This window comes from Streptomyces sp. NPDC104202, assembly GCF_055584185.1.
In genome coordinates this window covers 187608-210952 of record NZ_JBVJMN010000003.1, presented here as the reverse complement: position 1 = coordinate 210952, position 23345 = coordinate 187608, and the positions used below count along the sequence as shown (strand labels likewise).

The 23345-nt window shown below is 73.6% G+C and carries 21 protein-coding genes and 1 pseudogene; 6 read left to right on the top strand and 16 right to left on the bottom strand.

The window, feature by feature from the left end; genetic code table 11:
- Nucleotides 1-16: 16 nt before the first annotated feature.
- The 12 genes from ACZ60W_RS03590 to ACZ60W_RS03535 form a co-directional block, all read right to left on the bottom strand.
- Nucleotides 17-1117: a polyprenyl synthetase family protein gene (locus ACZ60W_RS03590; RefSeq protein WP_469753683.1), complete on the bottom strand. Its 1101-nt coding sequence runs from the start codon at nt 1115-1117 to the stop codon at nt 17-19.
- Complete coding sequence (hpnE, locus tag ACZ60W_RS03585; RefSeq protein WP_469753682.1) at nt 1114-2598, bottom strand: hydroxysqualene dehydroxylase HpnE; 1485 nt, start codon at nt 2596-2598, stop codon at nt 1114-1116. Before hpnE ends, ACZ60W_RS03590 begins: the two co-directional genes overlap by 4 nt.
- Before the next feature lie 151 nt (nt 2599-2749).
- The gene (gene hpnD, locus ACZ60W_RS03580; protein ID WP_469753681.1) at nt 2750-3700 is read right to left on the bottom strand and encodes a presqualene diphosphate synthase HpnD; all 951 of its coding nucleotides are present in this window, start codon (nt 3698-3700) and stop codon (nt 2750-2752) included.
- Complete coding sequence (gene hpnC, locus ACZ60W_RS03575) at nt 3697-4608, bottom strand: squalene synthase HpnC (RefSeq protein WP_469753680.1); 912 nt, start codon at nt 4606-4608, stop codon at nt 3697-3699. Before hpnC ends, hpnD begins: the two co-directional genes overlap by 4 nt.
- A 313-nt stretch (nt 4609-4921) precedes the next feature.
- On the bottom strand, nt 4922-5569 hold the full coding sequence (locus ACZ60W_RS03570) for a TetR/AcrR family transcriptional regulator (protein WP_469753679.1): 648 nt from the start codon (nt 5567-5569) through the stop codon (nt 4922-4924).
- A 118-nt stretch (nt 5570-5687) separates the two neighbouring features.
- Nucleotides 5688-6473 (bottom strand): ABC transporter ATP-binding protein, encoded by a 786-nt coding sequence (locus ACZ60W_RS03565; protein ID WP_366306925.1) that lies wholly within the window; start codon nt 6471-6473, stop codon nt 5688-5690.
- Complete coding sequence (locus tag ACZ60W_RS03560) at nt 6466-7395, bottom strand: ABC transporter permease (protein ID WP_469753678.1); 930 nt, start codon at nt 7393-7395, stop codon at nt 6466-6468. Before ACZ60W_RS03560 ends, ACZ60W_RS03565 begins: the two co-directional genes overlap by 8 nt.
- 49 nt (nt 7396-7444) lie before the next feature.
- Nucleotides 7445-8329, bottom strand: a complete 885-nt coding sequence (locus tag ACZ60W_RS03555; RefSeq protein ID WP_469753677.1) for a glycosyltransferase family 2 protein — start codon at nt 8327-8329, stop codon at nt 7445-7447.
- An 8-nt stretch (nt 8330-8337) separates the two neighbouring features.
- Nucleotides 8338-9117: a CDP-alcohol phosphatidyltransferase family protein gene (locus ACZ60W_RS03550; RefSeq protein ID WP_469753676.1), complete on the bottom strand. Its 780-nt coding sequence runs from the start codon at nt 9115-9117 to the stop codon at nt 8338-8340.
- Nucleotides 9095-10156, bottom strand: a complete 1062-nt coding sequence (locus tag ACZ60W_RS03545) for an iron-containing alcohol dehydrogenase family protein (RefSeq protein WP_469753675.1) — start codon at nt 10154-10156, stop codon at nt 9095-9097. The genes ACZ60W_RS03550 and ACZ60W_RS03545 overlap by 23 nt, the downstream gene beginning before the upstream one ends.
- On the bottom strand, nt 10144-10881 hold the full coding sequence (locus ACZ60W_RS03540; protein ID WP_469753674.1) for a phosphocholine cytidylyltransferase family protein: 738 nt from the start codon (nt 10879-10881) through the stop codon (nt 10144-10146). Before ACZ60W_RS03540 ends, ACZ60W_RS03545 begins: the two co-directional genes overlap by 13 nt.
- Entirely contained in the window at nt 10878-12692 is a 1815-nt protein-coding gene (locus ACZ60W_RS03535; protein ID WP_469753736.1) for a DUF5941 domain-containing protein, read from the bottom strand. The genes ACZ60W_RS03540 and ACZ60W_RS03535 overlap by 4 nt, the downstream gene beginning before the upstream one ends.
- Nucleotides 12693-13116: 424 nt before the next feature.
- Here ACZ60W_RS03535 and ACZ60W_RS03530 point away from each other — a divergent pair, with 424 nt between their 5' ends.
- The 3 genes from ACZ60W_RS03530 to idi all read left to right on the top strand — a co-directional run bounded on the left by ACZ60W_RS03530 (nt 13117) and on the right by idi (nt 16290).
- Nucleotides 13117-14058 carry a cation diffusion facilitator family transporter gene (locus ACZ60W_RS03530; protein WP_469753673.1) on the top strand — a complete coding sequence of 314 codons (942 nt, stop codon included), beginning with the start codon at nt 13117-13119 and terminating at the stop codon, nt 14056-14058.
- 197 nt (nt 14059-14255) lie between these two features.
- On the top strand, nt 14256-15518 hold the full coding sequence (locus ACZ60W_RS03525; RefSeq protein ID WP_469753672.1) for a GNAT family N-acetyltransferase: 1263 nt from the start codon (nt 14256-14258) through the stop codon (nt 15516-15518).
- 151 nt (nt 15519-15669) lie between these two features.
- The gene (gene idi, locus ACZ60W_RS03520) at nt 15670-16290 is read left to right on the top strand and encodes an isopentenyl-diphosphate Delta-isomerase (RefSeq protein ID WP_469753671.1); all 621 of its coding nucleotides are present in this window, start codon (nt 15670-15672) and stop codon (nt 16288-16290) included.
- Here the strand turns inward: idi and ACZ60W_RS03515 are convergent.
- Nucleotides 16256-16774, bottom strand: a complete 519-nt coding sequence (locus ACZ60W_RS03515; RefSeq protein WP_469753735.1) for an ATP-binding protein — start codon at nt 16772-16774, stop codon at nt 16256-16258. The two genes, idi and ACZ60W_RS03515, sit on opposite strands and share 35 nt — an antisense overlap.
- A 130-nt stretch (nt 16775-16904) precedes the next feature.
- Nucleotides 16905-17138: pseudogene (locus ACZ60W_RS03510) on the bottom strand (HdeD family acid-resistance protein); the annotation flags it as partial.
- A gap of 37 nt (nt 17139-17175) precedes the next feature.
- Here ACZ60W_RS03510 and ACZ60W_RS03505 point away from each other — a divergent pair.
- The gene (locus ACZ60W_RS03505) at nt 17176-17937 is read left to right on the top strand and encodes an enoyl-CoA hydratase/isomerase family protein (RefSeq protein ID WP_469753670.1); all 762 of its coding nucleotides are present in this window, start codon (nt 17176-17178) and stop codon (nt 17935-17937) included.
- Between the two features lie 51 nt (nt 17938-17988).
- On the opposite strand, the gene ACZ60W_RS03500 is transcribed toward ACZ60W_RS03505, so the two are convergent.
- Together ACZ60W_RS03500 and ACZ60W_RS03495 are read right to left on the bottom strand one after the other, a co-directional pair.
- Nucleotides 17989-18636: a DJ-1/PfpI family protein gene (locus ACZ60W_RS03500; protein WP_469753669.1), complete on the bottom strand. Its 648-nt coding sequence runs from the start codon at nt 18634-18636 to the stop codon at nt 17989-17991.
- A gap of 52 nt (nt 18637-18688) precedes the next feature.
- On the bottom strand, nt 18689-19660 hold the full coding sequence (locus ACZ60W_RS03495; protein WP_469753668.1) for a GlxA family transcriptional regulator: 972 nt from the start codon (nt 19658-19660) through the stop codon (nt 18689-18691).
- Nucleotides 19661-19793: 133 nt separating this feature from the next.
- Between ACZ60W_RS03495 and ACZ60W_RS03490 the strand changes: the two genes are divergently transcribed.
- Both ACZ60W_RS03490 and ACZ60W_RS03485 read left to right on the top strand, forming a co-directional pair.
- Complete coding sequence (locus ACZ60W_RS03490) at nt 19794-20660, top strand: SCO6745 family protein (protein ID WP_469753667.1); 867 nt, start codon at nt 19794-19796, stop codon at nt 20658-20660.
- Between the two features lie 106 nt (nt 20661-20766).
- Complete coding sequence (locus ACZ60W_RS03485; RefSeq protein ID WP_469753666.1) at nt 20767-23175, top strand: Tex family protein; 2409 nt, start codon at nt 20767-20769, stop codon at nt 23173-23175.
- Nucleotides 23176-23345: the final 170 nt, after the last annotated feature.

Below are 23345 nucleotides of genomic sequence, written 5' to 3'. Positions count from 1 at the left end.
ATCAGGGTGATGGTGATCATCTCTTCCGTACGACCACGAAGTCGGCCAGGGCGACGAGCTGCGCCCGCACGCGGGCGGGCATGTCCACCTCGTCCAGGGCCGCGATCGCGACGGCGTGCTGGCGGCGGGCCTCCTGGGAGGTCCACTCGCGTCCTCCGGCCTCCTCGATGAGGGCCGCCCGGAAGGCGAAGTCCTCCTCGGAGAAGGAGTCGAACTCGTTGGACTTGGCGTCGGCGGCGAGGAGCTCGCCGAGCCGCTCCGACGCCTCGCCGCCGGCGGCGAGCGCGGCGACGACCGGGAGGGACTTCTTGCGCTGGCGCAGGTCGCTCCAGGTCTGCTTGCCGGTGGCCTCCGGGTCGCCCCAGATGCCCAGGAGGTCGTCGACGGCCTGGAAGGCGAGGCCGAGGTGGTAGCCGTACTCCTCCAGCTTGTCGGCGGTGCGGTCGTCGGCGCCGCCGAGGACGGCGCCGATGGAGACGGCGCAGGCGAGCAGGGCGCCCGTCTTGTTGCCCTCCATCTCCAGGCACTCCTCGACGGTGACCCGCTCGCGGTGCTCGTAGGAGATGTCCTGGGCCTGGCCGTCGATGAGCTTGCGGCTGGCGGTGGTGAGCCGGCGGGTCGCCCGGCCGGCCTCCACGGTGCCGATCTCCAGCAGGATCTCGTTGGCGAGGGCGAACAGCGCGTCGCCGACGAGGATGGCCTGCGCGGGGCCGTGCACCTTCCACACGGTGTCGCGGTGGCGGCGCTGCTCGTCGCCGTCCATCAGGTCGTCGTGGAGCAGCGAGAAGTTGTGCACGAGCTCCACGGCGACGGCGCCGGGGACCCCGACCTCGGGCGCGGCGCCCGCGGCCTCGGCCGACAGCAGGGCGAGCGCCGGGCGGACGGCCTTGCCACCGTCGCCGTCGGCGGGGTTGCCCTGGGCGTCGATCCAGCCGAAGTGGTAGGCGGCCACGGTGTCCATGGGCGACGCGAGGCGGTCGACGGCCGCCCGCAGTACGGGGGTGGACAGGGTCCGCCCCCGCTCCAGCAGTGCGGACACGTCCGCGGTGTCGACGGCCGGATTACCCGGCGGCACAGTCGGCACGGTCTCTCCTCTTGTTCCGGTACTCACACTCATGCCGCCTCCTGCAGCGGATGGTCATGGCGGCGGCCGAAGGCGGAGAGCGCGGCGCCCGCGGCACTGAAGCCACTGCGGACGGCACCCTCCATGGTCGCGGGCCAGCCGGTGGCGGTCCAGGCCCCGGCCAGGTACAGGCCCGGCGCCCTGGTGCGGGCGCCGGGGCGGAGCCGGCCGACGCCCGGGGCGGGGGCGAACGTGGCCGTCCGCTCCCTGGTGACGAAGAAGTCGCGGATCCCCGCGCCGCGGGCGGCCGGCAGCAGCCGCTCCAGCTCGGGGAGGTACCGCGCGCGCAGGGCGGCGACGGGTTCGTCGATCTCGTCCTGCGCGGCGGACTGCGAGACGGCGAGGTACTGGCCGCCGCCGGTCAGTCCGGAGGAGTCGGTGCGGTCGAAGACCCACTGCACCGGGGAGCCGAGGGTGGTGAAGAAGGGCCGCTTCAGGACCTTGCGGTCGTAGACGACGTGCAGGTTCAGGATGGGCGCGGTGCCGATGTCGAGGAGACGGTCGGGGTCGTCGAGGGCGCCCTCGGGCAGCAGGCCGTGGGTCTCCTGCTGCGGCACGGCGAGGACGACCGCGTCCGCGGTGAGCGTCTCGCCGGGCACCTCGACGGTCCAACGCCCGTCGTCGGTACGGGAGATCCGCTCGGCCTTGGTGCGCAGCAGGGTGCGGACGCCGAGGGCGTCGAGCTCCTTCGCGGGCCGGGTGTCGTGGAGTTCGCCGAGCGGGACGTGCGCCCAGCCGATGTCGGCGGCGCCGGGCTCGGAGAGCAGACCGGTCTTGAAGACCATCGCGGCGAGTCCCATGGACGCCTGCGGCGCGGGCGCGTTGAGGGTGGGGATGCCGACGAGGTCCCAGAGGGCCTGGACGGTCCGGGGCGACTGTCCGTGCCGGCCGAGCCAGGTGGCGAAGTCGATGCCGTCGAGGGCCGGGTCGGCGGGGTCGAGCTTCCTCAGCGCGAGGGCGGCCCGGCCGACGGAGGCCCGCTCGGCGAGGGAGAGGTGCGGGTAGGTCGCGAGGCTGCGCGCCAGGTGCAGCGGGACCGGGAGGTCGTCGCGGCGGATCCGGCCGAGCCGGGGGCCGCGCGGGTGGGCCACGTCGAGGACGGGCACGTCGAGGCGGTCCTGGAGCGGGGCGAGGCGGGCGGCGTCGACGCGGTCGAGGAACCAGCGGTAGGCGGTGCAGCAGCGCAGGTAGACGTGCTGGCCGTTGTCGACGGTGAGGTCGCCGCGGCGGAAGGAGAAGGCGAGGCCGCCCAGGCGGGGACGTCCTTCGAGCAGGGTGACGCGGACGCCCGCTTCGGCGAGCCGGAGCGCGGAGGTGATCCCGGCGAGGCCGCCGCCGACGACGACGGCGTGCTCGCGTCCGTCCCCGCCGGTGCCGCCGCCCGCCGGGGGGCCGGGCCGGCCGGCGGCGGGGGCCGGGCCGGCGGGCGCGTCGGTGTCCGGCCGGGCGTCGCGCTCGGTTCCGTCGGTCGTCACACGGCCTCCGTTCGGGTCGTCGCGGTCCGGTCCGGTGCGGACCGGACGGTCGGGGGCCTCGGCGGCAGGGCGGTCGCGGGTGCGGCCGCCCCGTCCAGGGACGCCGGAACGGTGCCCCGGGTTGCCCGGCGGGCGGTGGCGCAGGGGCGCATCAGGCACGCCTCCTGACGGTGCGCCGGGCGATGGTGCGGGTGTCGAGGCCGGAGAGGCCGCGCACCGCGACGTAGGCCTTCTCGCGGCCGGGGAGCGAGACGCGGCCGCGGAGCACGGCCTCGGGGTCGCGCTCGATCCGGTCGAGGAGGCGGCGGTAGATGCCGGCCATGGCGGCGACGCAGGCGCCGCTGCGCCGGTCGAGCAGCGGCAGCAGCCGGTAGCCCTCGGCGAACAGGGCGCGGGCGCGGCGCACTTCGAAGTGGACGAGCCCGGCGAAGTCGGCGCCGGGGGGCGGGGTGGGGCTGCCGAAGCCGTCCCCGCAGCCGAACTTGGCGAGGTCGTCGGACGGCAGGTAGGTGCGTCCGTTCCCGGCGTCCTCGCGCACGTCCCGGAGGATGTTGGTGAGCTGGAGGGCGAGACCGAGGGTGTCGGCGTACTCCGGGGCTCGCTCGGCGCCCGGGGCTCCGGGCTGGGTGCCGAAGACGCCGAGGGAGATCCGTCCGATCGCCCCGGCGACGCAGCGGCAGTAGACCTTGAGGTCGTCCCAGGTCTCGTAGGTCGCGCCGCGCACGTCCATGAGGACGCCGTCGATGAGCTCGTCGAGGGCGCCGAGCGGGATCGGGAAGCGGCGGGCGGAGTCGGCGAGGGCGACCGCGACGGGGTCGGTGTCGTCCTCGTCGACCTTCCCGGCGCGGACCCGGTCGAGCAGGGTCCGGGTGGCTTCGAGCCGCTCGTGCTTGGCCTCGGGCGCGAGCGTGCCGTCGCCGATGTCGTCGACCCGCCGCGAGAAGGCGTACAGCGCGGACATCGTCTGGCGCTTCTCGGTCGGCAGCAGCCTGATCCCGTAGGCGAAGTTACGGGCCTGCTGCCCGGTGACCGCCTCGCAGTAGCTGTAGGCGGCCAGTACCGGTGCGGACGGCTGGGGCTGTCCCTCCACGGTCGCGCTCACCCCTCTTTCCGCGCCCGGAGCAGTACCGCTCCCACCTGGCGCATCAGGCTCGGCTTGGTCGGCTTCGGCGGCCCGGGGAGCACGTCGAACCCGGCGTCGGTGACGGCGTCGAGCGCCGCGAGCCCGCCGCCGGTGAATCCGGCGAGGAGCAGGCGCAGCCGCCCGCGCACGCTGCCGACGAGGGGGATGCCCGCGTGGAGCAGGTCGCGGGCCCGCTCGGCCTCGAAGGCGATCAGGGCGCGCACGGAGGCTCCGGCGGTGGGCCGGGCCAGGTCGTCCTCGGTGACGTGGAAGCGCTTGAGGTCCTCGGCGGGCAGGTAGATCCGGTCGTTGCCGAGGTCCTCGGCGACGTCCTGGAGGTGCTCGACGATCTGGAGGGCGGTGCAGATCTCGTCGGAGCGGCGGATCCGCTCGGGGGTGGCGGTGCCGGTGATCCCGAGGACGAGCCGGCCGACGGTGTTGGCGGAGAGCTCGCAGTACGCCAGGAGGTCGTCGTAGGTCTCGTAGCGGCGGACGAGCTGGTCCTGGCGGTTGGCCTCGATCAGGCCGAGGAAGGGTTCGGGGGCCAGGTCGCACCGCCGGACGGTCGGCTGGAGCGCCCGCAGCAGGGGGTGGTGCGGGGTGGAGTCGTAGACGCGGCGGAGGTCGGCCTCGAAGGCGTCGAGGAGGACGAGCCGGTCCTCCTCCTGTCCGGGGCCGACGCCGAGGTGGCGGGCGTCGGCGCCGCCGGGTGCGAGGTCGCCGTCGCCGATGTCGTCGACGAGCCGGGAGAAGCCGTAGACGGCCATGAGGTCGTCGCGCCACGCGCGGGGCAGGTAGAAGGGGGCCACGGGGAAGTTCTCGTCCGCGGCCTTGCCGAGTGTGGCGCGCGAGGAGGCGTCGGGGCGCGCCTGCCGGGTGTCCGTCACAGGTCACTGCCCGACGGAGGGACGGCGACACCCTCGTGGAGCTGGAGATTCTGCGTCATGGCCGTCACGTCTCCCGTTCTACACTGCCGACCCAATCCATCCTATTTCGGACACGCCGCCGACCCCTGCCCGTAGAGCCGCTGCCCGGAGGCCCGATGGCGGTGGGGTATGGCCCTACTTGCCGCGAATCAGACCGGTCCAGCTTACGTTGTACGACGACCGTCGCCATTCCGGGGTGGCGGACACCCCGGGCCTCACCCGTACGGGTAATCAACCACCCGGCGCCGCAAGGGAGTTCGCCTTCAGGCGGGCGTCACGTGACGCGCGTGCCGGAGACGACCATGGCGAGGGCGGTCTCGACGACGGCGTTCCGGCGCTGGGCGGGAAGCCGGCGGAGCGGCCCTTCGAGCAGCAGAAGTGACAGTCCGTGAACGGCCGACCACGCCGCGGCGCCGGCGGCCGGGCGGACCTCCCGCCGCGGGGCCCCGCCCCCGGCCAGCGCGTCCAGGGCCTCCGCGAACAGGGTGAACGCCCGGACCTCGGGCTCCGGCGCCCGGCGCTCGGCAGCCGGCCCGTCCGCCCCGGTCTGACGGGCCGCGCAGAAGGCGGCCCGGTAGAGGCCGGGCTGGGCGAGCGCGAAGGCGACGTACCCCCGGCAGAGGGCCGCGAGCCGGCGCTCGGCCGCCAGGCCGGGGTCGTCGGCGCCGGGCTCGCGGGCGGCGGCCCGCTCCATGGAGTCGGCGAGCGCCCGCTGCGCGTGGGTCCGGACGGTACGGAGCAGCTCGCCCCGGCCGTCGAAGTGCCGGTAGGCGGCGGTGGGCGAGACGCCGACCCGGCGGGCCGCCTCGCGCAGGACGACCCGTTCGGGACCGCCCTCGGTGGCGAGGTCGACGGCCGCGCAGATCAGCGCGTTGCGCAGATCGCCGTGGTGGTAGGTCTTGCCCCCCGAGATCGCTGCCATGGGCTCATCCTGCCCGATGTTGACCACGTCAACATTCCGGGCGGGCGCGCGACGCGCGGAAATCGGACGAGCCCCCGCCGGGGTGCTCGGCGGGGGCTCGTCGTGCTGCGCGGGCGGCCTAGCGCGCGGTCTCGCGCTCGTAGGCCTTGAGGACCTCGTCCGTGGGGCCGTCCATCAGGAGCTGCCCCTTCTCCAGCCAGAGCACCCGGTCGCAGGTGTCCCGGATGGACTTGTTGCTGTGGCTCACCAGGAAGACCGTGCCGGCCTCCTTGCGGAGTTCGCGGATGCGCTCCTCGGAGCGGATCTGGAACTTGCGGTCACCGGTCGCCAGCGCCTCGTCGATGAGGAGGACGTCGTGGTTCTTGGCGGCCGCGATGGCGAAGCGCAGCCGGGCGCCCATGCCGGAGGAGTACGTCCGCATCGGAAGGCTGATGAAGTCGCCCTTCTCGTTGATCCCGGAGAAGTCGACGATGCCGTCGTAGCGGGAGCGCACCTCCTCGCGGCTCATGCCCATCGCGAGGCCGCCGAGGATCACGTTGCGCTCACCGGTGAGGTCGTTCATCAGGGCCGCGTTGACGCCCAGGAGCGAGGGCTGGCCGTCGGTGAAGACCTTGCCGCTCTCGGTGGGGAGCAGGCCGGCGATGGCGCGCAGCAGGGTGGACTTGCCGGAGCCGTTGGAGCCGATGAGGCCGATGGCCTCGCCGCGGTAGGCGGTGAAGGTGACGCCGCGGACCGCGTGGACCTTGCGGACGCCCCGGGTGACCTCGGCCTTGCCCTTGCCGACGATCCGGCTGAGGGCGGCGGTCGCGCTGCCCTTGCCGCCGCCGCCGGCGTTCACGCGGTAGACGATGTGGACGTCGTCGCAGATGACGGTGGGAACGTGGGACTGGTTCGGTTCAGCCACGGCCGTACCTCTCCTCGGCCTTCCAGAAGTAGACGAAGCCGCCGATGCCGAAGACCAGGGCCCAGCCGAGGGCGGTCATCCAGACGTGGGACGGCAGGTTCTCGGCGCCGTAGCCCTCGATCAGGGCGTAGCGGATGAGGTCCATGTAGACGGCCGCCGGGTTGTACATGAGGACGTCGGCGATCCACGCGGGCTTGTCGGCCAGCATCGCGGAGATCGAGAACATGACGCCCGAGGCGTACATCCAGGTGCGCATGATGAACGGCATCAGCTGCGCGAGGTCGGGCGTCTTGGCGCCCATCCTCGCGACGATCATGGCCAGGCCGGTGTTGAACACGAACTGCAGGAACAGCGCCGGGACCAGCAGCAGCCAGCGGAGCGAGGGGTAGCTGCCGAAGGCGATCGCGACCGCCACGAGCACGATCATCGAGAACAGCAGCTGCTGGAGCTGCTGGAGCGAGAAGGAGATGGGCAGCGTGGCCCGGGGGAAGTGCAGGGCCCGGACGAGGCCCAGGTTGCCCGAGATCGCCCGGACGCCGGCCATGACCGAGCTCTGGGTGAAGGTGAACACGAAGATGCCGGTGACCAGGAACGGGATGTAGACGTCCTTGGTCATGCCGCGGCCGGCGCCCAGGATGAGCCCGAAGATCAGGTAGTAGACCAGGGCGTTGAGCAGCGGGGTCGCCACCTGCCACACCTGGCCCAGCTTCGCCTGGCTGTACTGGGCGGTCAGCTTGGCCGAGGAGAACGCCAGGATGAAGTGGCGCCGGCTCCACAGGTCCCGGACGTACTCGAACAGTCCGGGCCGGGCGCCACTGACCGAGAGGCCGTACTTCGCGGCCAGCGCGGCCGAGGACAGTCCCTCGTCGACGGACGGGGGCGGGCTCGTCGCGACCGCCCCGCCCTGGTGTGTGTCACTCACAAGTCGAAACTTTCGTGTTCAAGATGCGCGGCACGTCGGTACCACGATGTCAGACGACCGGGGGGCGACCCAGCCGGGTCAGCCGCCACACCGTACGCCACCTCATGGGACGCCGTGGTCCGCAGGGGGTCGTCCAGCCTTCGCGGAATCCGCCGAACCATGCCTTCAGCGCGGGGAGCGAGGGCCGCCGGGCCAGGGTGAGCAGGAGCCAGACGCCGAGATAGACCGGCACCAGGGGCGCGGGCAGATTGCGACGTGCCAGCCACACTCGGTTGCGGGCCACGTTGAAGTGGTACGAGGCGTGACGGGAGGGGGCCGTGGTGGGGTGCAACAGCACCATGTCCGAACGGTAGTCGATCATCCAGTCGGCGTCGAGCGCCCGCCAGGCCAGGTCCGTCTCCTCGTGGGCGTAGAAGAACGCGTCCGGGAGCCCGCCCACTTCGGCGAAGACCTTGGTGCGCACCGCGTTGGCGCCGCCGAGGAAGGTGGTCACCCGCGAGGAGCGCATCGGGTCGGCCGCCCGCAGCCTCGGCACGTGCCGCCGCTGCGTGAGCCCGGTGTCCGGGTCGGCGATGCGGAAGCTGATGATGCCCAGACGTGGATCGGCGGTGAACGCCTGGCGGACGAGTTCGGCGGTGTCCGCGTGGGCGAGCAGCCCGTCGTCGTCCAGGAACAGCAGGACGTCCACGTCGGTGCCGCCGGGACCGAAGGCCTCGATGCCGACGTTCCGGCCGGCGGGGATGCCGACGTTCTCGGGCAGGTCGACGGTACGGACCCCCTCGGGCACCCCGGTGACCGGGGTGCCCTGGCCGACGACGACGACCTCGACGGGGTCGCCCTCCTGCTTGGCGACCGAGTCGAGCAGCGCGCGCAGGTCGTCGGGGCGGTTGCCCATCGTGATGACGACGGCACCCACCTTGAGCGGCGTACTCACGGCCGGCCTCACTTGAGCCTGCTGGAGACCATGATCGAGACCAGGTGCAGCACGGTCTGGAGCAGGGCGATGGCCGCCAGGACGGCGACGCCGAGCCGGGTGAAGAAGAGGCCGCCCCGCATCTGGTCCACGATCGCCAGGACGACGACCAGCAGCGAGGCCTCGATGCCGAGGACGAGCCGGTGGAACTTGAGCGCCGCCGCGGCCTTGCGGGCCAGCGCCAGGCCGGAGGAGCGCGGCTCCGACGCCGCCTCCTTGACCGGCGGCAGGCCGCCCTGGTGGCGGGCGACGCCGACGAGGTCGGTCTCGGCCTTGATCAGGATGGCGCCGAGCGCGGCGAGCGTCCCGAGGAACGCCCAGAGCCAGTCGGTCCCGCCCGTGCCCCACAGGTCGGCGGCGCGCAGGCCGAGGCCGACCAGGACCGCCGCGTCGCAGAGGTAGGCGCCGACCCGGTCCAGGTACACGCCGGACAGCGAGTACTGCTTCTTCCAGCGGGCCACCTCGCCGTCGACGCAGTCGAGCAGCAGGTAGAGCTGGACCATGAGCGCGCCGAGCAGCGCCCCGGGGATCCCGGGCACCAGCAGGGCCGGGGCCGCGAGGACGCCCGCGACGGTCATCACCCAGGTGAGCTGGTTCGGCGTGATCCGGGTGCCGACGAGGTGCCGGGTGATCCTGAGGGAGATCTCCCGCATGTAGAGGCGGCCGCCCCAGTGCTCACCGCTCCGCCGGTCCTTGACGCCCGGGGGGTGGACGACCGGTCGGAGCTCAGCTACCGATGGCTTTTGCATAGTCGGCGTACGCGTCCCTGATCTCGTCGTCGGACAGGTCGAGGTGTTCGAGGATGGTGAAGCGGCCCGGCCGGGTCTGCGGGGCGAAGGACACCGCCTGGACGAACTCGTCCACGGTGAAGCCCATCTCCTCCGGCAGGACGGGCAGTCCGTGCCGGCGCAGGGTCTCGACCATGAGCACGGACGCCTCGGACGCGCCGCGCAGGTGCATCGCGAAGGCCGCGCCGAGGCCGCACTGCTCGCCGTGGCTCGCGGCGCGGGCCGGGAAGAGCAGGTCGAAGGCGTGGCTGATCTCGTGGCAGGCGCCCGAGGAGGGGCGGCTGTCCCCGCTGATCGACATGGCGATGCCGGACATCACCAGGCCCTCGGAGAGGGTGACGAGGAAGTCGTCGTCGCCGACGCCGCCGGGGTGGCGGAGCACGGCCTCGCCGGCGCTGCGGGCCATGGCGGCGGCCAGGCCGTCCACGGGCTCGCCCGTCTCGCGGTGGGAGAGCTCCCAGTCCGCGATGGCGGACAGGTTGGAGACGGCGTCGCCGATGCCCGAGCGGACGTAGCGGACCGGGGCGTCCCGGATCACGTCGAGGTCGATGACCAGCGCGATCGGGGTCGGGACGCCGTAGGAGCCGCGGCCGTTGTCGTTGTCCAGGGTGGAGATCGGCGAGCAGATGCCGTCGTGCGACAGGTTGGTGGCGATGGCCACCAGCGGCAGCCCGACCCGGGCCGCCGCGTACTTGGTCACGTCGATGATCTTGCCGCCGCCGAGGGCGACCACGGCGTCGTACCGCTTGCCCCGCATGGCGTCGGCGAGCTTCACGGCCTCGTCGATGGTGCCGCCGGAGACGGGGTACCAGTCGGCGCCCGGGAGCTCCGGGGCGAAGTGGTCACGCAGCTTGAGGCCCGAGCCGCCGCTGATGGCGACGGCGATCTTGCCGTTGCTGGAGATCCGCTGGTCCGCGAGGAGCGCGGACAGGTCGTCCAGCGCTCCCCTGCGGATGTCGACGACGACCGGCGAGGGGATCAGCCGGGTCAGTACTGGCACGCGATCTCACGGCCCTTCGCGAGGTCGTCGTGGTTGTCGATCTCGACCCACTTGACGTCGCCGATGGGGGCCACGTCGACGGTGAAGCCGCGGTTGACCAGCTCCTGGTAGCCGTCCTCGTAGTACAGGTCGGGGTCGCGCTCGAAGGTGACCTTGAGGGCGTCGGCGAGCTCCTCGGCGGCCTCGGGCTCGATCAGCGTGACGCCGATGTACTCGCCGGTGGCGGTGGCCGGGTCCATCAGCTTGGTGATGCGCTGGACGCCCTTGCCCTCGGCGGTGATGACCTTCATCTCCTCGTCGGCGAGGTTCTTCACCGTGTCGAGGGCGAGGATGATCTTCTGGCCGTTGCCGCGGGCCGCGAGCAGGGTCTTCTCGACCGAGACCGGGTGGACGGTGTCGCCGTTGGCGAGGATCACGCCGCGCTTGAGGACGTCACGGGCGCACCACAGCGAGTAGGCGTTGTTCCACTCCTCGGCCTTGTCGTTGTCGACGAGGGTGAGGGTCAGGCCGTAGGTGGCCTCCAGCTCCTCCTTGCGGGCGTAGACGGCCTCCTTGCGGTAGCCGACGACGATCGCGACCTCGGTGAGACCGATCTCGGCGAAGTTCTTCAGCGTGAGGTCGAGGATCGTGGTCTCGCCGTCGACCGGCACGAGGGCCTTGGGAAGCGTGTCGGTGTAGGGGCGCAGACGCCGTCCGGCACCGGCTGCCAGTACGAGGCCGATCATGCTGTTTCTCCTTCGTCGTGAACGGCGGGTGCTCCGGAGGAGACCCAGAAGCGGATGGACTCCACGAGCACCACGAGCGCGACGGCTGCCGCCAGGGCGGTCAGTGCCAGGGTGAAGTCGTCACCGCGGTCCGCCAGCAGGGCGGCGAGGACGGTCACCAGGAGCGTGCGCCCCTCGTGTCCGCCGGTGACGCGCACCAGCCACGCGGGCGGCGCGCCGGTGCCGCCGCGAATGCGGTACACCGTGTCGTAGTGATGGTAGGCGACGGCCGCGACCAGCCCGAACGCCGCCGGGAGGGCGTGCGCGGAGTCGGAGCGGGCGGCGAGCACGAGGACGGTGGTGTACTCGGCCGCGCGGAAGAGCGGCGGGACGAGCCAGTCAAGGGCGCCCTTGAGAGGGCGGGCGACGGCCGCGCCGGCGAAGACCGCGGCGAAGACGGCGATGACGACGGTCTGGCGGTCGCCGAAGGGCCGGGCGAGGACCGTGGCCAGCAGCGCTCCGGTGCCGACGGCGGCGAGCACGACGCCGGGGAGGAGCCGCAGGCCGGTGCGGGCGACGCCGCGGGCGGCGATCCCCGCGAGCGGGCCGCAGTCCGCGAGGTCGGCCAGGGCCTGGGCGGCCCGGTCCGTGCGCCGCGCCGTGCGGGTCAGCGAGCGCAGGACGCGGCCCGCGGTGGTGTAGCAGGCGCCGAAGGCGCAGCCGACGATCAGCGCCCAGAAGACGATCCGGGGGGTGGTGACGGCGGTGAGCACCGCGATCATGGCCCAGCGCTCGCCGATCGGCAGGATGATCATGCGGCGGGCCCAGACGGTCCAGCCGAGGCTGTCGAGCCGGTCGGAGAGGGCCGCGGTGGGGCTCGTGTTGGCCGTGGCGTCGTGGTTGGCCTCGTTGAACGAGAAGTCCACGACGTGCCGGCAGGTCATGAGGATCATCGCGCCCAGGGCGAGCGCCCAGACGTCGTCGCCGTCGCGGGCGGCGCCGAGCGCCAGGCCCGCGTAGAAGGCGTACTCCTTGGCCCGGTCGAAGGTGGCGTCGAGCCACGCGCCCATCGTCGAGTACTTCAGCGCGTAGCGGGCGAGCTGCCCGTCGGTGCAGTCCAGGACGAAGGAGACCAGCAGGAGGACGCCGGCGGCGACATAGCCGGCGCGCTCGCCGGTCGCGGCGCACCCCGCCGCGACCAGGGCGGTCAGCAGCGAGGCGGTGGTGACCTGGTTGGGGGTCAGTCCGCGGCGCGCGCACCAGCGGGCGATGTAGCGCGAGTACGGGCTGATGAAGAAGGTGGTGAAGAAGCCGTCGTGCGCCTTGACGGCGGAGCGGAGGCGGACGGCCTCGTCGTCGACCGCCTCGACGGCGGCGCGCGCCTGGTGGCGGGCCTCGGCGTCGGCGGGCACGGTGGCGACGAGGGTGCCGAGCGCGGGCCGGTGCACGGCGACGCCGTCGGCGTCGAGGGCGTCGGCGAGCGTGCCGGTGAGGTCGTCGGTGAGCGTGCCGGTGCCGGCGGGCGCGGGAGCGCCGGAGGCCGCGGTCAGCGCGCGGGCGAGCGCGGGGCGCGCGGCGCTCTGCGCGGTGAGCGCGCCGGGCGCGGCCGCGGCCGGGAACCGGGGGTCGGTGAGGGCGAGACGCAGCGCGTGCACGTGGCCGACGAACCGGGGGTCGACGAGCGCGACGCGCTCACCCGCCGGGACGGTGGCCAGCAGGGCGCCGGTCTCCTCGGCGCCGGAGGCGATCCGGACGTCGAAGCCGAGCGACCGCAGATCGCCGTCGAGCGACGATCCGGGTGCCGGCGGGCCGGTGAGGATGGCGGTCGACAGACGAACTCACTCCTTGGAGCTGACGGAGGGCCGGCGGGGCTCACGGCGGCCCCGGGCGCGGCGGTGCCGCCCGGCACGGGGCGGCGACACGTCGGCTGAGGCTATCGGATGAACAGAAGCGCGAGTTCACCGAGGCTTCGCGGGCAGGACTCCCCCGGGCCCACCCGTGTCCGCACGGATGCGCCCGTCCTGTGGTGATCATCATGGGCGATCGGTGGCCCGCCTCACAAACCACGGTCGGGCCGCGCTCGTACGGGGCTCGGAGCATGCTTCCGGCCATGACCGGGCCTCACCGGATATTCGCAGGTCAGAGCATATGACAACGGTGTTCAGTACCGTGTTGCACATACCCCCCACCCGTAGTTCACTTGCGAATCGGGAACCACTGGGCGCACGACGGACGACACGACCGGGAGGCCATGTCATGGGGGCTGGACACGACCACGGGCACAGTCACGGGGGCACGCCCCCGACGGGCACCGCGGGGGCCGCGTACCGGAACCGGATGCGGATCGCGCTCGGCATCACGCTCTCCGTGATGGTGATCGAGATCATCGGCGGTCTGGTCGCCGACTCGCTCGCGCTGATCGCCGACGCGGCGCACATGGCGACCGACGCGGTCGGCCTCGCGATGGCGCTGCTGGCGATCCACTTCGCCAACCGGCCGCCGTCGGGCAACCGCACCTTCGGGTTCGCCCGGGCGGAGATCCTCGCCGCGCTGGCCAACTGTCTGCTGCTGCTCGTCGTCGGCGGCTACGTGCTGTTCGAGGCGGTCCAGCGGTTCCTGGAGCCGGCCGAGACCAAGGGCGGGCTGACGATCGCCTTCGCCGTGGTCGGCCTGGTGGCGAACATGATCTCGCTGTCGCTGCTCGTGCGGGGCCAGAAGGAGAGCCTCAACGTCCGCGGTGCGTACCTGGAGGTCCTCGCGGACGCGCTGGGCTCGGTCACCGTGATCGTCGCGGCCGGGATCATCCTGGCCACGGGCTGGCAGTACGCCGACCCGATCGCCTCGATCGTGATCGGTCTCATGATCGTGCCGCGGACGCTCAAGCTGCTGCGCGAGACTCTGGACGTCCTCCTGGAGGCGGCGCCCAAGGGCGTCGACATGGCCGAGGTGCGGGCGCACATCGTGGCCCTGCCCGGCGTGGAGGACGTGCACGACCTGCACGCGTGGACAATCACCTCGGGGATGCCGGTGCTCTCGGCGCACGTGGTGGTGGACCAGGACGCGCTGGACTCGGTCGGGCACGAGAAGATGCTGCACGCGCTCCAGGGATGCCTGGGCTCGCACTTCGACGTGGAGCACTGCACCTTCCAGCTGGAACCGGCGGGTCACGCGGAGCACGAGGCGAAGCTCTGCCTCTGAGCCGGGGCGGCTGTTAGTCTCTTCGTACGAACGCGTGTGGAGAGGAGCTGGGGTCGATGACCGTCGCGATGGAGGCTGCCGCTTTCGGCAGCGCCCGGTCCCGCTTCAGCTTCCGGGTCTCCGGCTGACCTGATCCCGGTCCACGCACCGGTCCGTCACGTCGTCGGCCGGGACCCCTCCACCAAGGGAATCCCACGTTGTCCGACAACGCTCTGCACGACTCCTTCTTCGCCCTGCACCACGGCCTGCCGCGGCAGGGTCCCGGCTCCGACGCCACCACCCGCCGGCTCCTCGCGCTCGCGGGGACGCTCCCGGAGCGTCCGCGCGTCCTCGACCTCGGCTGCGGCCCGGGCCGCAGCGCGCTGCTCCTGGCCGCCGAGGCGGGCGCCGAGGTGACCGCCGTCGACACCCACGAGCCGTTCCTCGCCGAGCTGCGGGAGAACGCCTCGGCCCGCGGGCTCGACGACTCGGTCCGTACGCTCCACGCCGACATGGGCGCCCTGCCGTTCCCGGACGGATCCTTCGACCTGGTCTGGGCCGAGAGCTCGGTCTTCGTGCTCGGCTTCGACCGGGCGCTGGCCGAGTGGCGCAGGCTGCTCGCGCCCGGGGGCACGCTGGTGCTCACCGAGTGCGTCTGGACCACCGACGAGCCGGATCCGGCCGCCCGCGCCTTCTGGGAGGAGCACTACCGGCTCCGCACCGTCGCGGAGAACGCCGCGGCGGCGGTCGGGGCCGGTTACCACGTCCTGGGCACCGTCCCGCAGCCCGAGAGCGACTGGGACGAGTACTACGTGCCGCTCGCCGCCCGCGCCGACGCGGCGGACACCGCCGTCCCCGGCATGGCCGAGGCGGTCGCGGGCGCGCGGGCCGAGATCGCGCTGCGGCGCGCCCACGGCTCCGCGTACGGCTACGCCGGCTTCGTGCTGCGTCCGGCCGATCCGCGCTGGACCCCCCGCGCGGAGACCGCCGCGGACGCGGCGGCGATCCGGCGGGTCGTGTCGACGGCCTTCGGGCCCCGGGGCGAGCCGTCCGCGGCCGAGGCCGATCTGGTCGAGGCGCTCCGCGCCGACCCGGACGCCTGGCTGCCCGGTCTGTCGCTCGTGGCCGAAGCGCCCGACGGCACGGTGGCCGCGCACGCCCTGATCACCCGCTGCCGGGTGGGCGGCGCCCCGGCGGCGGCGCTCGCGCCCGTGTCGGTGGCGCCGGAGCACCAGCGGACGGGCGCCGGTCAGGCCGTCGTCCGGGCCGCGCTCGACGCGGCGCGGCTGCGGGGCGAGTCGCTCGTGCTCGTCCTGAGCCATCCGGAGTACTACCCGCGGTTCGGGTTCGTACGGGCGTCCGAGTACGGAATCAAGCCAGGTTTCGAGGTCCCCGACGAGGCCATGATGGCGCTCGTCCTCGACGAGTCCGTGCCGGTTCCGTCGGGCACCCTGGTCTATCCGGCGGCTTTCGGCGTCTAGGCGCCCCGCCGTCGGTCCCGCTCCCGTCGCCCCGGGTCCCCTCCGGTGCGGCGGGAGCGGCCACGTCCGGCCGTCGAAGTACGGACAAGCCGGTTTTGTACGGCAGACTGTGGGGGCCCCACAGGGCCGAGGACCGAAGCGAAGGATGGGTATGTCGACCACACCAGCCACCGCGGCTCAGATCTCGCCGGAGATCCTGTCGAACGGTGTCCAGCCGTCCGGAGTCACGGCGCCGATCATGCTCGAACTGGTCGACGAGGAGGGGACGACCATCGGCACGGCGGAGAAGCTCGCCGCGCACCAGGCGCCGGGTCAGCTCCACCGCGCCTTCTCCGTCTTCCTCTTCGACGAGGAGGGGCGGATGGTGCTCCAGCGCCGGGCGCTCGGCAAGTACCACTCCCCCGGCGTGTGGTCGAACACCTGCTGCGGGCACCCCTACCCGGGCGAGGCGCCGTTCGCGGCGGCGGCCCGGCGCACCTTCGAGGAGCTCGGCGTCTCGCCGACGCTGCTCGCCGAGGCCGGCACCGTCCGCTACAACCACCCGGACCCGGCGTCGGGCCTGGTGGAGCAGGAGTTCAACCACCTGTTCGTCGGGCTCGTGCAGGCGGAGCCCCGGCCGGACCCGGAGGAGATCGAGGACACGGCCTTCGTGACCGCCGCCGAGCTGGCCGAGCGCCACGCCGCCGCGCCGTTCTCCGCCTGGTTCATGACGGTGCTCGACGCGGCGCGTCCGGCGATCAGGGAGCTGACGGGTCCGTCCGGGGGCTGGTGACCAGCGGCTGCGGCACGGCTCCCGGCCCCGGTGCCATCGGGGCCAGGGGCAGGGCCGCCCAGATGATCTTGCCGCCGCCCGCGGTGTGCTCGACGTCGCAGGCACCGCCCGACTCCTGGGCGATCTCCCGGACGAGCAGCAGTCCGCGGCCGCCGGTCTGTCCCCAGTCGGCTTCGAGGGCCTTGGGGCGGTAGGGGTGGTTGTCCTCGACCGAGACCCGGATCCACTCCGGGCCGATCGCCACCTCCACCGCTATCTCCGGGGACAGGAGCGCCGCGTGCCGGACGGCGTTGGTGACCAGCTCGGAGACGATCAGCAGCAGGCCGTCCATGATCTCCTCGTGGAGGGGGACGGCCTGGCGGACCAGCAGGTCGCGTACGGCGTGCCGGGCCTGCGGGACGGAGACGTCGACCGCGGCCGCGGTGAAGCGCCAGACTCCTTCGTAGGACGGTTGCCGGGTGGGGACGCCTCCGTGGGTGTCCACGGTCCCGTTCCCACCCTCGTGCTCGATTCTCGCCACGGATCGAGTCTTGGCAATCCGGACGGGCGGACCCACCTACTGACCAGAAGTCGACACTTATCGGCCGCCTTCTGATCGAGCCGGTAGACAGAAGTCAGTTGTTCGACTGGTCCTGCACGTTTTCTGATGACTCCGGAGGGGCGGCCTTCGCGGGCGCCGGCGGGGTCACCATACCGACGACGTGACGGCCGCCGAGACCCATGGCGATCAGGCCCAGACCGTCGAACAGCAGCGCGAGCGAGAAGAACACCCCGAGCACGTACCGGCTGCCGTCCGGCCGGGCGAAGAGGACCAGCAGCCCGAGCAGCAGGCCGAAGGCGCCCTTCCTGATCGTACGTTCGGGTCCGGCGGATAGCATCCGGCCCATGGAGCCGCAGCTGAGGGACACCGTCGTGGACGGGGTCGCCACCGTCGTCATCGCCAACCCCGCCAAGCGCAACGCGATGAGCGCCGGCATGTGGCGCGCCCTGCCCGGCATCCTGGAGCGGCTCGCCGCCGACCCGGCCGTCCGGGTGCTCGTCCTGACCGGCGAGGGCGACACCTTCTGCGCCGGCGCCGACATCTCGACGCTGCGGGAGCCCGGGGACGAGCAGCAGTCGCTGGCGGTCCGCGCCGAGGAGGCCCTCGCCGCCTTCCCCAAACCGACCCTGGCCGCCGTCCGGGGCTTCTGCGTGGGAGGCGGCAGCCAGCTCGCCGCCGCCTGCGACCTGCGGTTCGCCGAGGAGGGCACCCGGTTCGGCGTCACACCCGCGAAACTGGGCATCGTCTACGCGTCCTCGTCGACCCGCCGGCTGGCCGCGCTCGTGGGCCCCTCGGCCGCCAAGTACCTGCTGTTCTCCGGCGAACTGATCGACGCGGAGCGGGCGCTGCGGACCGGCCTCGTGGACGAGCTGCACCCGGCGGGCGAACTGGACAAGCGGGTCGCCGAGTTCGTCCGGGTGCTCGCCTCGCGGTCGCTGCTCACGCAGGCGGCGGCCAAGGAGTTCGCCGACGGGCGGCTCGACCGGGACGCGCACTGGGCGGAGCAGGCGCGCGGCAGCGGCGACACCGCGGAGGGGATCGCCGCCTTCCTGGAGCGCCGCGCGCCCCGCTTCACGTACGGGCTCTCGGGGGCGACCGGAAGGTAGCGCCGTCGGGCGGCGGGCCGGGCGGGCCGTCCCGGTCGCGCCGCGGGGCTGTCAGCGCGCGTCGCCGGCCAGGTCCCGCGTCGCGGTGCCCCGCCAGTGGGCCACGATCGCGGCCGGGGCCTTCTCCGGCGAGCCCGCGTCGTAGGGCGGCTGCGGGTCGTACTCGGTGAGCAGCTGGATCGTCTGCGCGGTCTCGTCGCCGGCGATCCGGCCGAGCAGGTGCAGCGCCATGTCGATGCCGGAGGAGACGCCGGCGGCGGTGACGTACTTGCCGTCGAAGACGACCCGCTCGCCGGTGGATTCGACCCCCAGGGCGCCCAGTTCGTCCAAGGCGAGCCAGTGGGTGGTCGCCCGGCGGTCCCGGAGCAGACCGGCGGCGGCGAGGATCAGCGAGCCGGTGCAGACGGAGGTGGTCCAGGTGCTGGTGGCGTCGGCGGTGCGCAGCCAGTCCAGGATCTCCGGGTCCTCCATGGCCACCCACGCGTCCGGGCCGCCGGGGACGAGCACGAGGTCCGGGTGCGGGACGTCGGCGAGGGCCTTGTCGGCGACGAGGGCGAGGCTGCCCTGGTCGTTGCGGACCGGGCCGGCCTCCTTGGCCACGAAGACGGTCTCGGCTCCGGGGAGGCGGGCGAGCAGCTCGTAGGGCCCGACGGCGTCGAGGGTGGTGAAGCGGTCGTAGAGCAGGACGGCGATCTGCACGGGGGTTCCCTTTCGGTGGGTGGGTTCGCGGCGGCCGTTGCGGGGCGCGCGGTCAGGTCAGGGCCGCGTGGAAGCGGCGGCGGTACTCGGCCGGGCCGGTGCCCAGGGCCTTGAGGAAGGCGCGGCGCATCGTCTCGGGGGTGCCGTAGCCGGAGGCGCGGGCGACCTCCTCGACTCCGCGCGAGGTGTCCTCCAGGAGGCGGCGGGCGTGTTCGAGCCGGACGCGGTCGACGTAGCGGCCGGGCGGGGTGCCGGTCTCCGCGTGGAAGGCGCGGGCGAAGTGGCGGGGCGAGAGGCGGGCGCGGGCGGCGAGCGCGTCGACGGAGAGGTCCGCCTCCGGATGCTCGGTGATCCAGTGCTGGAGGTCCCGCAGCGGCTCGCTGCGGGCGGTCTGGGCGGCCAGCTGGGCGCTGAACTGGGCCTGGTTGCCGGGGCGGCGCAGGAAGACGACCAGGTGGCGGGCGACGGTGAGGGCGACGTCCCGGCCGAGGTCCTCCTCGACCAGGGCCAGGGCCAGGTCGATGCCCGCGGTGACCCCGGCGGAGGTGGCGATGCGGCCGTCCCGGACGAAGATCGGGTCCGGGTCGACGTCGACCGCGGGATGGCGGCGGGCGAGGTGGTCGCAGGCGACCCAGTGGGTGGTGGCCCGGTGCCCGTCGAGGAGGCCGGCCTCGGCGAGGAGCAGCGCCCCGGTGCAGACGGAGACCAGCCGCTCCGCGTGCGGCGCGTGCGTCCGCAGCCAGTCGACGAGCTCGGGGGCGGGGGCGCGGGTGCCCTCGCCGCCGGGCACGACCAGGGTGTGGGGCGGGCCGTCGGCGACCGCCGCGTCGAGGCCGGTGTCGGGCAGGAGGCGCAGGCCGCTCTGGGTGCGGACCGGGCCGCCGTCCAGGGAGGCGGTCCGGATCGGGTAGGCGGCCGGGTCGCCGGCCGCCCGGCCGGCACCGGCGAACACCTCGACGGGCCCGGTGACGTCGAGGCTCTGCACGTCGTCGAAGAGGACGACGAGGACGGGTCGCTGCGTCATGGCTCCATCCTTCGCGGGTGCCCCGGCGTCCGCAACGACGGAGAACCCACCTTTCCTGCCATCCGCGCCCCGCGCCCGAGGACGGGGGCACGCCTGTTCCCGTCGTACCGACCAGTCGGTAACGTTCGGGGGCATGACGACTGCACTTCCGCCCCGCGCGGGCCGACGCTGCCACAACGCCCTCAACCCGCTGCACTCGACGGTCTACTTCTCGCCCGACCTCGACCGGGAGTTCACCGCGCTCGGCTTCACCGACGCGGCCGCGATGCGGCTCGCCTCCCGCAGCGCCGCCCTCGGCGCCGTCGGCGCGGGCACGGTCGCCGCGGCCTTCTACAACTACCGCCACGAGCTGCTCGCCCGGCACCTGCCCGCCGTCTGGGAGACCGCCTCCCCCGCCGCCGTCCTCGACGCCCGGCTCCGGGCCGCGGACGCGACCCTGCGGCGGCTGCTCGGCGACGACGCCGTCGCCTCCCCCGAGATGGCCGAGGCCGCCGGGCTCGCGCTGCGCGCCGCGGAGGCCTGCACCCGGCACGCCCGGCCGCTCTACTCCGCCCACGCGGACCTGCCGGTGCCCGAGGAGCCCCACCTCGCCTACTGGCACGCCGCCACCCTGCTGCGCGAGCACCGGGGCGACGGCCACCTCGCGGCGCTGCTCTCCGCCGGTCTCGACCCCGTCGAGGCGCTCGTCTCGCACACCGCCACCGGCAAGGGCATGGCGCCCCGCTGGGTCCTCGGCTCGCGCGGCTGGCGGCGCGAGGACTGGGACGCGGCCGTGGAGCGGCTGCGCGGGCGCGGGGTGCTCGACGCCGACGGCGAGCTGACGGAGTCCGGCACCGCGCTCCGCGCCGGGCTGGAGGAGCACACCGACCGGCTGGACGCCGCCCCCTACGCGCACCTCGGCGCGGCCGGGGTCGAGCGCCTGACCGAGCTCGGACGCGGTTTCCTCTTCGCCGCGGCCTCCGCCGGGGCCTTCCCCGCGGACCTCACCGGCAAGGGCTGAGGCAGCCCCGGCGAACCGCCGGAACGGGTCGGTTGCCGCGTACGGGTGACCGACCCGGCAGAATGCACTCGCAAGCTTGAGGCACGAGAAGGCGAGTCGGGACACCGTGACGACGTCCATCGAAGCAAGGATCGCCGAGGAGCTCGGCGTACGCGAGCGACAGGTGAAGGCAGCCGTCGAGCTCCTCGACGGCGGTTCGACCGTGCCGTTCATCGCGCGCTACCGCAAGGAAGCGACCGAGATGCTCGACGACGCGCAGCTGCGCACCCTCGAGGAGCGGCTGCGCTACCTGCGCGAACTGGAGGACCGCCGGTCGGCGATCCTCGATTCGGTGCGCGACCAGGGCAAGCTGACGCCGGAGGTCGAGGCCGGCATCCGGGCCGCCGACACCAAGGCCCGCCTGGAGGACATCTACCTGCCCTTCAAGCCGAAGCGGCGGACCAAGGCCCAGATCGCCCGCGAGGCCGGTCTGGCACCGCTGGCCGAGGGCCTGCTCGCCGACCCGTCCGTGGAGCCGACGGCGGCCGCCGCGGCCTTCGTGGACGGCGACAAGGGCGTCGCGGACGCCGCTGCGGCCCTGGAGGGCGCGCGGGCGATCCTCGCCGAGACGTTCTCCGAGGACGCCGACCTCATCGGCGAGCTGCGCGAGCGCATGTGGGGCCGCGGCCGGCTCGTCGCGAAGGTCCGCGACGGCCGGGAGGAGGCGGGCGCGAAGTTCGCCGACTACTTCGACTTCGCGGAGCCGTTCACGGCGCTGCCCTCGCACCGGGTGCTCGCCATGCTGCGCGGCGAGAAGGAGGACGTCCTCGGTCTCGACCTGGAGCCGGAGGAGCCCACCGAGGGCCCCTCCTCGTACGAGGGGATCGTCGCGCACCGCTTCGGCGTCGCCGACCGGGGCCGCCCCGGCGACAAGTGGCTCCAGGACACCGTCCGCTGGGCCTGGCGCACCCGCATCCTGGTCCACCTCGGCATCGACCTGCGGCTGCGGCTGCGCACCGCCGCCGAGGACGAGGCGGTCCGGGTCTTCGCGGCGAACCTGCGCGACCTGCTGCTCGCCGCGCCGGCCGGCACCCGGGCCACGCTCGGCCTCGACCCCGGCTTCCGCACGGGCGTGAAGGTCGCCGTCGTCGACGCGACCGGCAAGGTCGTCGCCACCGACACGATCCACCCCCACGTGCCGGCCAACCGGTGGGACCAGGCGCTCGACCGGCTCGCACGGCTGGCGAAGGAACACGCGGTCGAGCTGGTCGCCATCGGCAACGGCACGGCCTCACGGGAGACCGACAAGCTCGCCGGCGAACTCCTCGCCCGGCACCCCGAGCTGAAGCTGACCAAGGTGATGGTCTCGGAGGCCGGCGCGTCGGTCTACTCGGCCTCCGCCTTCGCCTCGCAGGAACTCCCCGAGCTCGACGTGTCGCTGCGCGGCGCCGTCTCCATCGCGCGCCGGCTCCAGGACCCGCTGGCCGAGCTCGTGAAGATCGACCCGAAGTCCATCGGCGTCGGCCAGTACCAGCACGACCTGGCCGAAGGGAAGCTCTCGCGCTCGCTCGACGCCGTCGTCGAGGACTGTGTGAACGGCGTCGGCGTCGACGTCAACACCGCCTCCGCGCCGCTGCTCTCGCGCGTCTCCGGCATCAGCGCCGGCCTCGCCGAGAACATCGTCACGCACCGGGACGCCAACGGCCCGTTCCGCTCCCGCCGGGCCCTGAAGGACGTCGCCCGGCTCGGCCCGAAGGCGTACGAGCAGTGCGCGGGCTTCCTGCGCATCCGGGGCGGCGACGACCCGCTCGACGCCTCGTCGGTGCACCCGGAGGCGTACCCCGTGGTGCGCCGCATGGTGAAGGCCACCGGCGGCGAGGTCGCCGCGCTCATCGGCGACACGGGCACCCTGCGCTCGCTCCGCGCCGACGACTTCGTCGACGACACCTTCGGCCTGCCGACGGTCACGGACATCCTGCGCGAGCTGGAGAAGCCCGGCCGTGACCCGCGGCCCGCCTTCCGGACGGCCACCTTCAAGGACGGCGTCGAGAAGATCGGCGACCTGGCCTCCGGGATGGTCCTGGAGGGCGTCGTCACCAACGTGGCGGCCTTCGGGGCGTTCGTGGACGTCGGCGTCCACCAGGACGGCCTGGTCCACGTCTCGGCCATGTCGAAGACCTTCGTCAAGGACCCGCGCGACGTCGTGAAGCCCGGCGACGTCGTCAAGGTGAAGGTGCTGGACGTGGACATCCCGCGCAAGCGGATCTCCCTGACCCTGCGCCTCGACGACGAGCCCGGCGCGGACGCGGCCGGCGGCACGCCCCCGCGCGAGCGCGGCGACCGCTCCGGCCGTCCGCCGCAGCAGCGCCAGGGCGGTGGCGGCCGCCGGGCCGAGCGGGGTGACCGCGGCGACCGCGCGGAGCGGGGCGGCGGTGGCCGTGACCGGTCCGCCGCGCCCGCACCGGCCAACAGCGCGATGGCGGACGCCCTCCGCAAGGCCGGCCTGCTCGGCGAGGGCGGCCGCAAGCGCCGGTAGGACACGGCCGGAAGGGGAGGCCGCCCGTCCCCCGGGACCGGCGGCACCGTCCCGGCACGGTCAGGGAAACGTCCCGGGAAACGTCCCGGGGGGGGGGGTGGGGGGGGGGGCGGGGGGGGGGGGGGGGGAGGGGGGGGGGGGGGGGGGGGGGGGGGGGGGGGGGGGGGAGA

What these genes read in the sequence shown, in the direction of transcription:
- ACZ60W_RS03590 (WP_469753683.1), bottom strand. Translation starts at nt 1,117, where the DNA reads ATGAGTGTGAGTACCGGAACAAGAGGAGAGACCGTGCCGACTGTGCCG.
- ACZ60W_RS03530 (WP_469753673.1), top strand. Translation starts at nt 13,117, where the DNA reads ATGGGGGCTGGACACGACCACGGGCACAGTCACGGGGGCACGCCCCCG.
- ACZ60W_RS03495 (WP_469753668.1), bottom strand. Translation starts at nt 19,660, where the DNA reads ATGACGCAGCGACCCGTCCTCGTCGTCCTCTTCGACGACGTGCAGAGC.
- idi (WP_469753671.1), top strand. Translation starts at nt 15,670, where the DNA reads ATGTCGACCACACCAGCCACCGCGGCTCAGATCTCGCCGGAGATCCTG.
- ACZ60W_RS03550 (WP_469753676.1), bottom strand. Translation starts at nt 9,117, where the DNA reads ATGCAAAAGCCATCGGTAGCTGAGCTCCGACCGGTCGTCCACCCCCCG.
- ACZ60W_RS03570 (WP_469753679.1), bottom strand. Translation starts at nt 5,569, where the DNA reads ATGGCAGCGATCTCGGGGGGCAAGACCTACCACCACGGCGATCTGCGC.
- ACZ60W_RS03490 (WP_469753667.1), top strand. Translation starts at nt 19,794, where the DNA reads ATGACGACTGCACTTCCGCCCCGCGCGGGCCGACGCTGCCACAACGCC.
- ACZ60W_RS03505 (WP_469753670.1), top strand. Translation starts at nt 17,176, where the DNA reads ATGGAGCCGCAGCTGAGGGACACCGTCGTGGACGGGGTCGCCACCGTC.
- ACZ60W_RS03540 (WP_469753674.1), bottom strand. Translation starts at nt 10,881, where the DNA reads ATGATCGGCCTCGTACTGGCAGCCGGTGCCGGACGGCGTCTGCGCCCC.